Source organism: Mesoflavibacter sp. SCSIO 43206 (genome assembly GCF_019904215.1).
GTDB classification, from domain to species: domain Bacteria; phylum Bacteroidota; class Bacteroidia; order Flavobacteriales; family Flavobacteriaceae; genus Mesoflavibacter; species Mesoflavibacter zeaxanthinifaciens.
In genome coordinates this window covers 1,215,152-1,228,098 of sequence record NZ_CP063201.1, presented here as the reverse complement: position 1 = coordinate 1,228,098, position 12,947 = coordinate 1,215,152, and the positions used below count along the sequence as shown (strand labels likewise).

Annotated in this window: 12 protein-coding genes; 6 read left to right on the top strand and 6 right to left on the bottom strand. The window is 29.3% G+C overall.

Annotation, left to right across the window (positions count from 1 at the left end):
- Window positions 1-69: 69 nt before the first annotated feature.
- Both INR78_RS05835 and INR78_RS05830 read left to right on the top strand, forming a co-directional pair.
- Window positions 70-2,817 (top strand): PD-(D/E)XK nuclease family protein, encoded by a 2,748-nt coding sequence (locus INR78_RS05835; protein ID WP_223077859.1) that lies wholly within the window; start codon window positions 70-72, stop codon window positions 2,815-2,817.
- Between the two features lie 2 nt (window positions 2,818-2,819).
- Window positions 2,820-3,662, top strand: coding sequence for a S9 family peptidase (locus INR78_RS05830; protein ID WP_223077858.1), 843 nt, complete (start codon window positions 2,820-2,822; stop codon window positions 3,660-3,662).
- On the opposite strand, the gene INR78_RS05825 is transcribed toward INR78_RS05830, so the two are convergent.
- Both INR78_RS05825 and INR78_RS05820 read right to left on the bottom strand, forming a co-directional pair.
- Window positions 3,659-6,019, bottom strand: a complete 2,361-nt coding sequence (locus INR78_RS05825; RefSeq protein WP_223077857.1) for a hybrid sensor histidine kinase/response regulator — start codon at window positions 6,017-6,019, stop codon at window positions 3,659-3,661. The two genes, INR78_RS05830 and INR78_RS05825, sit on opposite strands and share 4 nt — an antisense overlap.
- Window positions 6,020-6,195: 176 nt before the next feature.
- A complete protein-coding gene (locus tag INR78_RS05820; protein WP_223077856.1) occupies window positions 6,196-6,993 on the bottom strand; it encodes a universal stress protein in 798 nt (265 codons plus the stop codon).
- A gap of 91 nt (window positions 6,994-7,084) precedes the next feature.
- Between INR78_RS05820 and INR78_RS05815 the strand changes: the two genes are divergently transcribed.
- On the top strand, window positions 7,085-8,419 hold the full coding sequence (locus INR78_RS05815) for an MATE family efflux transporter (RefSeq protein WP_223077855.1): 1,335 nt from the start codon (window positions 7,085-7,087) through the stop codon (window positions 8,417-8,419).
- A 26-nt stretch (window positions 8,420-8,445) separates the two neighbouring features.
- Window positions 8,446-8,613 carry a hypothetical protein gene (locus tag INR78_RS05810; RefSeq protein ID WP_169558269.1) on the top strand — a complete coding sequence of 56 codons (168 nt, stop codon included), beginning with the start codon at window positions 8,446-8,448 and terminating at the stop codon, window positions 8,611-8,613.
- Window positions 8,614-8,686: 73 nt separating this feature from the next.
- On the opposite strand, the gene INR78_RS05805 is transcribed toward INR78_RS05810, so the two are convergent.
- The gene (locus INR78_RS05805; protein WP_223077854.1) at window positions 8,687-9,328 is read right to left on the bottom strand and encodes a 2OG-Fe(II) oxygenase; all 642 of its coding nucleotides are present in this window, start codon (window positions 9,326-9,328) and stop codon (window positions 8,687-8,689) included.
- Window positions 9,329-9,418: 90 nt separating this feature from the next.
- Between INR78_RS05805 and INR78_RS05800 the strand changes: the two genes are divergently transcribed.
- Both INR78_RS05800 and INR78_RS05795 read left to right on the top strand, forming a co-directional pair.
- On the top strand, window positions 9,419-9,871 hold the full coding sequence (locus INR78_RS05800; RefSeq protein ID WP_106680905.1) for a 6-carboxytetrahydropterin synthase: 453 nt from the start codon (window positions 9,419-9,421) through the stop codon (window positions 9,869-9,871).
- Between the two features lie 10 nt (window positions 9,872-9,881).
- Window positions 9,882-10,643, top strand: coding sequence for a UDP-2,3-diacylglucosamine diphosphatase (locus tag INR78_RS05795; RefSeq protein WP_223078037.1), 762 nt, complete (start codon window positions 9,882-9,884; stop codon window positions 10,641-10,643).
- Here INR78_RS05795 and INR78_RS05790 read toward each other — a convergent pair.
- From INR78_RS05790 to INR78_RS05780, 3 genes are read right to left on the bottom strand one after another with little or no spacing between them, the layout of a single operon-like run.
- Entirely contained in the window at window positions 10,633-10,968 is a 336-nt protein-coding gene (locus tag INR78_RS05790; protein ID WP_223077853.1) for a hypothetical protein, read from the bottom strand. The genes INR78_RS05795 and INR78_RS05790 overlap by 11 nt on opposite strands.
- A 14-nt stretch (window positions 10,969-10,982) precedes the next feature.
- Window positions 10,983-11,630 (bottom strand): peptidoglycan-binding protein, encoded by a 648-nt coding sequence (locus INR78_RS05785; protein ID WP_223077852.1) that lies wholly within the window; start codon window positions 11,628-11,630, stop codon window positions 10,983-10,985.
- 53 nt (window positions 11,631-11,683) lie between these two features.
- On the bottom strand, window positions 11,684-12,946 hold the full coding sequence (locus INR78_RS05780) for an MFS transporter (RefSeq protein ID WP_223077851.1): 1,263 nt from the start codon (window positions 12,944-12,946) through the stop codon (window positions 11,684-11,686).
- Between the last annotated feature and the right edge of the window lies 1 nt (window position 12,947).

Here is a 12,947-nt window from a genome sequence, read left to right as displayed (position 1 = left end):
TTAATCAACAAATAATATAATTTATTAGAAAACGCTTCGGATAACCGAAGCGTTTTTTATTTTTATGTTATGATAAGTTTTATAACCAAAGTACTACTTGATTTACAAAAACAAAACGTAAATTTTAGTGATATAACATTTGTCCTTCCTAGTAGAAGAGCAGGTGTTTTTTTGAGGGAAGAATTAAGTAATATTATTAATAAAACATCTTTCTCTCCAACCATAATTAGTATAGAGTCTTTTGTTGAAGAGCTATCTCAACTTAAAGCCTTAACAAATACAGAACTTCTATTTCAGCTTTATAATAGCTATATAGAATTAACACCTAAAGAAGAGCAAGAACCTTTTGATGTCTTTTCAAAATGGGGTCAAATCTTACTTCAAGATTTTAATGAAATAGATAGACATCTAATACCTCAAAAAAATATATTTGAGTATTTATCTGCTATAAAAGATTTAGATCATTGGTCTTTAAATCCAAACCCTACAGATGTAGTAAACAACTATATAAAATTTTGGAATAAACTCTATCCGTTTTACAAACACTTTAGTAAAAGCTTAATAAATCAGAAAAAAGGATATCAAGGTTTGATTTATAGAGAAGCAGTAGAAAACCTTGAAACTTATATTCAAAGCTGTTCCAAAAGACATGTTTTTGCTGGTTTTAATGCACTAAATACAGCAGAGGAAACCATTATCCAAGAATTATTACAAAATGATCTAGCAGCTATATATTGGGATATAGATAAAATATTTATGGATAGCTCATATCATGATGCAGGTTTATTTACAAGAAAACATAAAGAAAATTGGAAATATTTTCAGAAAAACCCATTTAACTGGAAAGAGAGTAATTATTCAACTTTAAAAAATATAAACATATTTGGTGTACCTAAAGCAATAGGTCAAGCTAAAACTATAGGAAATATACTAAATAGTTTATCAGAAAAAGACATAAAAAATACAGCTGTTGTTTTAGGTGACGAAAACTTATTATTACCAACGTTAAATTCTATACCAAAACATATTAATGCAATAAATGTAACTATGGGATTTCCTTTAAACTCAATCCCATTAGCAGCATTATTTGAGAAAATTTTTAGCGTACAAATAAATAATACAAATAACTATTACCATAAAGATGTTATTGACATATTAAAAGATCAATACTTAAGCACTGTTTTTAATAACAATTACACTCAAAAGATAGTCGATATTATAAACACAAATAATATAATATACCTAAGCAAAGAAAAACTGCTATCCTTATCACTTAATAGTGAACAGAATGACATTATTAATATCATTTTTAGTAATTGGAATAATAATCCAACACTAGCTATTCAAAATAGTTTTAAGCTAATACAACTAATTAAAAATAAACTTATTGAAGACAGAAAATCTAACCAACTTAGTTTAGAGTATTTATATAGATTTAATGTGCTTTTTAATGAGATTGATAGACTAAATAAAAAGTATAACACATTAACAAACGTTAGAAGCCTGTATAATATTTACAAAGAACTTTTAAGTAGTGAGACTTTAGATTTTCAAGGAGAACCATTACAAGGCTTACAAATAATGGGAATGTTAGAATCTAGGGTTTTAGATTTTGAAACCGTAATAATAACAAATGTTAATGAAGGCGTTTTACCATCAGGAAAAACAAATAACTCTTTTATCCCTTTTGATGTAAAAGTTGAAAAAAACCTACCGACATACAAAGAAAAAGACGCAGTCTATACCTATCATTTTTACCATTTACTACAACGCGCAAAAAATGTATACATACTTTATAATACAGAAATAGACACGCTTTTAGGTGGCGAAAAAAGTAGGTTTATTAGCCAATTAGAGCTAGAAGGAATTCATCAAATTAATCATCAAATTATTTCACCAGAAGTACCAAATTATGAACCTCAACTATTAGAAGTTAAAAAATCTGAAGCATTGGTAAATCAGATAAAAAGGTTAGCAAATAGCGGATTTTCACCTTCATCTTTAACCAGCTACATTCGTAATCCGATAGATTTTTATAACCAAAAAATACTAGGCGTAAAAGATGTTGAAGAAGCCGAAGAAAATGTTGCAGCAAACACATTAGGTACCGTTGTTCACAATACATTAGAAGCTTTGTATTTACCATTAATGGGAAGAATATTAACAGTAGATGATATTAAAAATCTTATCCCAAAAATTGAAAAATACATCACTAAATTTTTTAAAGACGAATACAAAGAAGGCGATATAACCAAAGGAAAAAATCTAATTGTTTTTGAAATTGCAAAACGTTACGTTTTAAACTTTTTAAATTTTGAAATTGAAAGTATTAAATCAGGTAACCTGATTAAAATAATAGCTTTAGAAGAAAAAATTGAAGGCATAAAAATCAACATTGAAAGTTTAAATTTTGACATACACTTAAAAGGAACAGTTGATAGAATTGACACCTGCAATGGTATGACAAGAATCATAGACTATAAGACAGGTAAAGTAGAGCAAACCAACGTAACAGTTGTAAATTGGGAAGATTTGCCAACAGACTACAAAAAATACAGCAAGTCATTTCAAGTATTGATGTATGCATATATGCTGTCTAAAAAAACAGCTCTTAAATTTCCTGTGGAAGCTGGAATTATTTCATTTAAAAATTTAAGTGAAGGATTTATAAAATTTGCAAAAAAAGAAAAACCAGGTAACAGTAAAAAGGACACCAATATTACCGAAGACACTTTATCAGATTTTGAGGTCGAGCTAAAAAAATTAATCACAGAAATCTGCAATCCAAACATACCGTTTACCGAAAAAGAAGTCTAAAAATGATCAATAAAAATCTAGTTCTAAAAAGAGAAAATAACAAACCAATTGTTTGGGATGCCTTTTTTAACAATAATGACAACAAAAAACCACTAGTTATTTTTTGTCATGGATACAAGGGTTTTAAAGATTGGGGCGCATGGAATTTGGTTGCAGAAGCCTTTATGAAAGCTAATGTGTTTTTTGTTAAGTTTAATTTTTCACATAACGGAGGAACGGTTGAACAACCTATGGATTTTCCGGATTTAGAAGCATTTGCAGAAAACAACTACTCTAAAGAACTTGAGGATTTGGATGATATGATTACATTTTTATCTTCTAAAGAAAATGAATTTTTAGATCAAATTGATATTAATAATATTTCTGTTATTGGACATTCTCGTGGTGGCGGAATTTCGATTTTAAAAACAAATGAAGACCAACGTATTAAAAAGCTAATTACTTGGGCTAGTGTAAGCAGCTTTGGCAAACGCACATCTACTACAGGTAATTTAGAACAATGGAAAAAGGATGGAGTTAAATACGTTTTAAACGGAAGGACAAACCAAAAAATGCCTCATAATTTTCAGTTTTATTTAGATTTTAAGGCTAATGAGCAACGCTTAAATATTGAAAATGCAGAAAAAAATATTACTGTACCTCATTTAATCATTCATGCAAAAGATGATCCTTCAGTTTTATACAAAGAAGCAATAAACTTAAACAATTGGAATCCAAAAAGTGAACTGCTTACAATAGATAACAGTAATCATGTTTTTGATGCAAAACATCCTTGGAAAGAAAAGGATATGCCCAATAATTTAGAAAAAGTAGTTAATAGAACAATAGCTTTTATTAAGCGTTAAGCTATCTTAAGTTTTGGCTTTATGCTAAAGTGATTTATTTTATCAAACAACTCGTTTTTGTCAATTGGTTTAGTCATATAATCATTCATCCCAATTTCTAACACACGATCTTTAGTTTTAGGCATAGCATCTGCTGTTACTGCAATTATTGCAATATCTTTATTTAATGTACTTATTTTTCCTTCTCTAATGGCTTTAGTGGCTTCATAACCATCCATAATTGGCATTTGTAAATCCATTAAAACTAGATCATATGCATTATTATTTAATTCGTCTAAAGCTTCTTTACCGTTTTCAACAATAGTAAAATTAAAACTTAAGTTAGCACTTAATAGTTTTTTCATTACCATTTGGTTTAGTCGGTTATCTTCTACAACTAAGATTTGTATACTTTTTTCTTGACTAGGCTGTTGTTCTTTTTGTACTTGTGCTTCTGCTTCAACTACTTGTAACGGTATATCTATATAAACATTTGTACCCTTATTTAACTTACTTTCTATAGAAATAGTACCTTCAAACAAGGTTACTAGATTTTCTACTATATTTAAACCTAAACCGATGCCTCCAAATTGACGTTTGTGGTTATTACGCATTTGGTTAAAACTGTTAAACACATTGTTTTTAACTTCTTCTGTCATACCAATTCCTGTGTCAGAAATCTGTATAGAAAACCGGTTAAAACCATTGGGTTGGCTTGAACATTTTAATTTAAAAACTATGGTGCCTTCTAAAGTAAATTTTACTGCATTACTTAATACATTATTTATAATTTGAATAAATCGCTCTGCATCTCCTTCTACTGTTTCTGGTATTTCAGAATCTATGTCAAATATATAGTTTAGTCCTTTTTTATTTGCTTCTACTTTCCAGTTATCACTTATATCTGTAATTAACTGTTTTGGGTTAAACTTATTGATATTTAACCTAAGTTGGTTAGACTCTATCTTCTCAAAATCTAAAATATCGTTTACATTGCTTAATAGACTTAAGGAAGCATTTTTAATAGTTTGATATTGTTCTTTTACTTCTGGATCATTAGTATCCAAATTTGATTGTACAATCCCTAAAATGGCGTTAATTGGTGTCCTAAGCTCATGACTCATGTTAGACATAAAATAGGATTTTAACTCACTTATTTCTTTTGTTCTTATAAGGGCTAATTCTTGAGAAGATTCGTTTTCTAATCTTAATTTTTTAATCAAATTTGTCATAGAAAGCGATAAGAAAACAACCTCTAATCCTGATCCAAACTTTGCACTATTTAAAGTATAAAAATTATTAGGCAGCAAGCTTAAGTTATTCATTACAAAGCCTAAAAGACCTATTACTAAAAAGAATATTCCTACTGAAAAGAAAGGATCAATTTTTACCTTTTTAACTTTTAAAATAAATAATGACGTTAATATTAACAATAAGCTTATTAGACCGTTTAAATTACTTAAAGGGTAAACAGCTTCCATAGTTATAGGCGAAATTACTGTCATTATAAAAAGTACAGCAATAGCAATATAAATACCATTAAAAATCTTTTTTAGAACTTTTAAACGTTTATCAATTTTTAAAAAATGTTCGCAATACTTTAAAAGAAAAAAGTTAGATAGTAAAGCTGAAACTAAAACTGCCTTGCTGTTAACAAAACCTGCATTAGTAAAGATATATTGATAAATAAATCCATCTAAAGCTCCTTGCATAAGTGCAATAGATAATACATAGCAACTATAATATAAAAAGGTTTTGTTAGATAAGCTGCTATAAAAAAACAAATAAACAATACCTGCTAAAAACAAAATACCGTAAAACAAACCTAAAAATAATTGCTGTTTGTAGTTTGCTATTAAAAATTCGCTTTCAGAATAAAGGTTTAAAGGCACATTAATAGTTTCGCCATCACTACTTAGTTCTAAATAAAAATCTTTTACAGTACTTGGCTCTAATTGAAGTTTAAAAACTGTTGATCTATGTGCTACTTGACGCTTATTAAACGGGATTTGATCTCCGCTTTGATATTTTGTAACACTACCTTTATTTAGCATGTACAAATTAGCTAAATCTGTTACTGGTCTTGCTGTTTCTAAATAATAGGTGCTTTTACTGGATGATGTGTTTTCTAAACTAAATGAAACCCAATAATTTGAAGACGTAAAACCTAAACTTAGATTATCTGATGGTATAGGTTTAAAATCAAGATTTTTAGAAGCAACAACATCTTCAATTGACAACGTGTTATCTTCTACATTTACAAAACTAGCGTATTGATAAAGTTTTCCTTTAGATGTTTTTGGGTTGAATACAATCTTATCTTGCGCAAAAGTTACCGCACAAAACAAAGCTAATAACAGCCAGGTTAGTTTTTTCATATTAGGTTAAGTTTAGTTCACTTACGAAAATGGGGTTTTGTAAGTTTTATAAATAAACCTATAAAACGGTTAACTGCTTAAAAAAATAGTTTAAGACTAAATATATTCGTTAAAAAGCAAAAGTCGAGCAACTTAGCTCGACCTTTTAAATAAAAATTTTTATATAAAATTTTAAATTATTTTATTCCGCTTAATACTAAAACAGGTAATGTTGAAGAGTGAAAATCTTTCTTTAAAATCGAATTTTTCTCCCACAGTTTAGTAAAAAATCCACGCTTACGTCTAACCACACATAACAAATCTGGGTTATTGTCTTTATAATTTTCTAATACACCTTGAAATGTAGTTGCGTTTTCCGAAGTACTTGTACTATCTACTAACAACTTTAATTCTTCTGTAACATCAAAATCACCTTCATTATAAAATGGTGTTTTTACTAACAACAAGTTTAATACAGATTTGTATTGCGTTTTTATTGCTTTTAATGGGTTTAATACGCCTTCTTTTTTAATTGTTGCAGATTTTAAAGCCATTAGTATAGAGTTAATAGGCTTGTATTTAAAACCTTCTGGAACAATTAGAGCTGGTATATTGGTTTGTTTAATAATTTTTCCTGATGTTTTACCAAGATAAACCTCGTCTTTAATAGAGTTTGTTCTAGGCTCTAATAGGATTAAATCAATATCTAAAGATTTACAAACTAACTCTAATGTATCAATTAGTTTTCCTTTAAACGTCTTAATAACAACTTCTACATTTTTAGTATCTACTTTAGCAATATGACCTTTTAAAAAGTCCATGCTTTCTCTTTCTAAAATATGATCTACTTTAATCATTGTACCTGATTTTGTGTAGACATTATAAATTTGTACTACATATAATTTTGCACCAAAAGCTTGTGCAAAATCTACCGCATATTGTAAATGACTTTGTGCATTTTTTGAAGAACCAACAGGTACTAAAATAGATTTCATAAATAAATGGTTTAGGTTACAAAAGTACAGATTTTTTATTCACTTAAATTTAAATAAAGTTTTACGACCTTTGGCATTAATTTTTATCAAAGTGAAAACTAAAATTAGCTTAAAGCATATCAACAAATTAGCAATTCCTGCATTAATTGCTGGCATATCAGAGCCTATATTATCACTTACAGACGCAGCTGTAGTTGGTAATGTAGACCTAAATGCTACCGAATCTTTAGCTGCTATTGGTATTGTTACAACGTTTATCTCTATGCTTATTTGGGTTTTAGGTCAAACACGAAGTGCTATATCTTCAATAATTTCTCAACATCTTGGTGCAAATGCTTTAGATCAAGTAAGACAATTACCTGCACAAGCAATTTTTTTGATTACATCTTTAAGTATATTAATTATTGCCATAACCTATCCTCTAGCTGCTCCTATTTTTAAATTATATAATGCCGAAAACTTAATTTTAGATTATAGTGTTGAGTATTATAGAATACGCGTATTAGGATTTCCGTTTACACTTTTTGTTATTGCTGTTTTTGGAACATTTAGAGGATTACAAAACACATATTACCCAATGGTTATAGCTATTTCTGGAGCTGCATTAAACGTAATTTTAGACTTCATTTTAGTATATGGAATAGATGGTGTAATTACTGGTCAACATATAAAAGGTGCTGCTTATGCAAGTTTAATTGCTCAAGTATTTATGGCTTTATTTTCGGCATATTTACTGCTTACAAAAACAAGTATTCCTTTGCGATTTAGCTTTCCTTTAAATCCGCAGATTAAAAATTTTGCCCTTATGATTTTAAATCTGTTTATACGCACATTAGCATTAAACATTACGCTTTACCTTGCTACAAAATATGCAACAGAATATGGCAAAAATTATATTGCAGCTTATACTATAGCAATTAATTTATGGTTTTTAGGTGCTTTTATTATTGACGGTTATGCTAGCGCTGGTAATATTTTATCAGGAAAATTATTTGGTCAAAAAAATTACAATCAACTAATCAAGCTAAGTAACAAATTAATTAAGTATGGTATTTATCTTGGAATAACTGTTGCCGTAATTGGTAGTATCTTATACTATCCTATTGGAAGAATTTTTACAGACGAAAGTAATGTTTTAAACCAGTTTTACAGCGTCTTTTGGATTGTTCTAGCAATGCAACCTTTATGTGCTTTAGCCTTTATTTTTGATGGAATATTTAAAGGTTTAGGTAAGATGAAGGCTTTACGTAATGTATTACTTCTGTCAACATTTTTAGTCTTTATTCCTATACTTTTTATTGTAGATTATTTTGACTTAAAATTGCACGGTATCTTTATTGCGTTTACCTTTTGGATTATTGCTCGTGGTTTACCATTAATAATAATTTTCAGAAAACAATTTTTACCGCTAACACAAAACAACTAACTTTACAACATAATTAGTTTTAGATTATGCTTATAGGTTTATTACAACAAGTTGATATTGAAGAAAAAATTAAAAATGCTCCAGATAACAGTTATGAAATTGGTGTCTTTATTGGTTCTTTCTTACCGCTAATTGTTTTAGTATTATTAGCATACTTTCTTTACAGATACAACAAAAACAGAAACAACAATTAGTTATGAATAGAATATTTTTACTACTAGCTATCGTACTTATAATCGTTTATTTTTACAATAAACGCAGACGTTACTAACGCGTTTTAAGCCAACCTGTAATACTTAAACGTTTTGTATTTACAGGCTTAACTTCGTGCTCTATAATCTGGCTTTCAAAAATAACAACTCGTCCTGGTAAAGGATAAATTATTTTATCATTTTCAGGATTGTTTTCATCTAGATACAACACCAATTCGCCACCATTTTCTGGTTGCCAATCTTCGTGATTTAGATAGCATACAAAAGATAACTTACGTCTATCGTCGTTTTTAAAAGTATCTAAATGGCGCTTGTAAAACGTACCTTTTGGATAAATAGCGTAATGAAATTCTTTATGCAAAATTCCCATAAAACAAGTCTTATTTAAATAATTAACCAAGTGATTAATCTTATTAAAAAATAAGCTTTCAGAAGGATTAGCTCTTGCTTCGTCCATCCATAAAATTACATCGCCTCTAATAGATTTAGCAATTACCTCATCAAACTTATTACCAATAGCAGCTTTTTTAAACGCATCTTCTTGGTATTTTTCTAGTAAAGATGTTCTTAAAATTTCTACTTCAGTATCATCAAAAAAATGGTCAATTACACAATATTTTTGATGTGCAATATCGTCTATAATCCTTTCATATAAAGGAACTTCGACAAAATCGATAGCTTCAAAAAGCTGACTCATTAGCCAATTATTTTAAAAAAAGTGCGCAAATGTAAACTAAAAACTAATTGGTTTTACAAAATCAATATCTTTGTAGCATAAAATTAATGTATGTCAAACATCAGAATAACAAAACAATTCTCTTTTGAAACTGGTCATGCGCTTTATGGCTACGACGGTAAATGTAAAAATGTTCATGGTCACAGCTATAAACTAGACGTAACTGTGATAGGACAACCTATTACAGATACTAAAAATGTAAAGTTTGGTATGGTCATAGATTTTGGTGACCTTAAAAAAATTGTAAAAGAAGAAATTGTAGACGTTTTTGACCATGCGACTGTATTTAATAAAAATACGCCTCATGTAGAATTAGCAAAAGAACTTCAAGATAGAGGGCATGATGTTTTACTGGTAGATTATCAACCAACAAGCGAAATGATGGTTATAGATTTTGCAAAAAAAATTAAAGACAGGCTACCAAATACTATCAAATTACATTCTTTAAAACTTTCTGAAACTGCAACCAGTTACGCACAATGGTATGCAAGTGATAATGAGTAAGCCTATTAACATACACGTGCCTAACGGAAAGAAAATATACTTTGCATCAGACAATCATCTTGGTGCGCCAACCAAAGCAGCATCTTTACCTAGAGAGAAAAAATTTGTGGCTTGGTTAGATGAAGTAAAACAAGATGCAGCTGCTATTTTTTTATTAGGCGATTTGTTTGATTTTTGGGTAGAATACCGCAATGTTGTACCAAAAGGTTTTACAAGAACATTAGGCAAATTAGCCGAAATTACAGATTCTGGTATACCTGTTTATTTTTTTGTTGGTAATCACGATTTATGGATGAATGGTTATTTTGAAGAAGAATTAAATATACCTGTTTACCATAAACCACAAGAATTTACCTTTAATAACACATCTTTTTTTATAGGTCATGGCGACGGATTAGGACCTGGTGATAAAGGGTATAAACGCATGAAGAAGTTGTTTACCAATCCTATTTCTAAATGGATGTTTAAAAGTTTGTTACATCCGGACTTTGCAATGCGTCTAGGTAATTATTTATCGGTAAAAAACAAGCTTATTTCTGGTGATGATGATGCTAAGTTTTTAGGTGAAGACAATGAATGGCTGGTACAATATTGCAAAAGAAAACTGGAAGACAAACACCGCGATTATTTTGTGTTTGGTCACAGACATTTGCCTTTAAATATTGACCTGACCCAAAACTCTAAATACATCAATCTTGGCGATTGGATACAATATTATACTTATGGCGTTTTTGATGGTGAAATAATGGAGCTTAAAACGTTTAAGTCATAATAAAATTAAAAAACAGAGCTAAAAGAAATATTATAGCTATAAAAACAAAAGCTATAATTAAGTATAGTTTTACCATCTTACTTTGATCATTGAAATCTGAAACCAAATTTGATTCTACAGTGGCAACAATTTCATTGTTTATGATAATATTATCAACTTTTTTATGATCAGAATCAAGAAATACAAATCTTACTTTATCACCAAAATATTCATTTTCGACATAATAGTTTATTTCTTTTTTATCTAATTCAGATTCAAATAATATCTTATCCTTAAAAGAAATCATTAACTTATAACGATTTTCAATATTATCTTCTGTCTTCATCTTAAACTAAAAAACTAATCCAATAATGCGTCTAAAGTCAATACATCTAGATTACCATCTGGAAAAAGATTGTGTTTCTTTTCAAATTCTATTATGGCATTTCTGGTAATTGTATGATAAACACCATCTAATTCTAAATCAAATCCTTTTTTAACTAACAGCTTTTGTACTTCGTAAATAAAAGCACTTTTTTCGCCTAATCTAACTTTAGGATTTGCTGCATACATGCTTTTTATTTTAGATTTAAAAATAGCGTTACTATCAGGTTTTGTGTTATTTCCTTCAAGTTTTAACTTAATTACATCGTTAGTTAATCCTTCATCTTTTAATTGTTTAGAGGCTTCTAACTTAGCTTCGTAACACTTGACTTTTGCTAACTTTTTTCGATATTCGTTAACTACAAATGTTGTAGATTCATCGTCATCTTCTGGAGATTTTACGTTAATTTCATTTACATTCCATTGCATGTTAGCAAAACCATTTAAAGCTTGTACTGCTTCAAAATAACTATAAACTACATCTTGATTATAATACTCTAAATCAATATTTTCACTTGATTTATAATTAAAGTTATCTGGATGAAAACGTTGATATTCTTTATACTGGTTGTAAGCAAAAATTAATACGATAATGACAATTAAAGCGATGATTAGTTTTTTCATAAGTCAAAAAGATTAGCTTGCGAAGTTCAAATATAAAAGAAATTTAAATTGAATTACTCGTTGTGATCTTCAATATCTTTAGTAAGATCTAATTCTCTTAGCGTTTTATTTTTGGCTCCAATAGCAACAACTGTAACTAAAGTCATTATTCCGCCAAAAATAACAGCGACAGAAGGACCTAAAATTTTTGCAGCCAATCCACTTTCAAAAGCACCAAGCTCGTTAGACGATCCAACAAACATACTATTTACAGACGCAACACGACCACGCATATGATCTGGCGTTTTTAATTGTAAAATGGTTTGTCTAATTACCATAGAAACGCCATCTGTAACTCCAGAAAAGAATAGCGCTAACACGCTTAACCAAAATAATTTTGAAGCTCCAAATACGATAATACAAATACCAAAACCAAAAATAGAAATTAGTAATTTTTTACCTGCATTTTTATTAACTGGTAAATAGGTAGTAATAAACATGGTTAAAATACTTCCTACAGAAATAGATGCGTTAAGCACGCCAAATCCTTTAGAACCGACTTCTAAAATATCTTGAGCAAACACCGATAAAAGTGCTACTGTACCGCCAAATAAAACGGCAATCATGTCTAATGTTAGTGCGCCTAAAATGGCTTTATTACTAAACACAAATTGTAAACCAACCTTTAAACTTTTTCCTACAGACTCGCCAATATTTGGGTTTAAAATAGGTTTCTTTTTAATCTTGAAAGTAATAAGTAATGCAAAGGTAACTAGAGCAAAAACAATACAAAGTGTTTTGTCAACGCCTATCCAATCTATTGAAAATCCTGCAAATAATGCGCCGGTTACTGTAGCTGCTTTCCAAGTACTACTACTCCAAGTTGCTGCATTTGGGTAGATTTTTTTGGGAACAATAAGCGCAATTAATGAAAAGATGGTTGGTCCAAAAAACGAGCGTAAAAATCCGCCAAAAAACACCAAAGCATAAATACAGTATAAAATGTTTTGGGTTTCCCAATCGCCAACCACTTTATCCCAAGTCAATAAAAACAAGCCTAAACTAATTAATGAAAATGCCGCAATACAAATAGCTAGCAAGTTTCGTTTTTCTTTTTGATCTACAATATGTCCTGCAAAAAGCGCCATAGTAAAGGCTGGAATAATCTCCATAAGTCCGATAAGACCTAAGTATAGCGGATCTTTTGTTAAAGAATATACTTCCCATTCTATCACAATAAATTGCATAGACCAACCAAAAACTAAGGCAAATCTTAACAATAAAAAGGTGTTGAATTCTTTAATACGAAGTGCTGCGTAAGGATCGTTTTTTTGCATT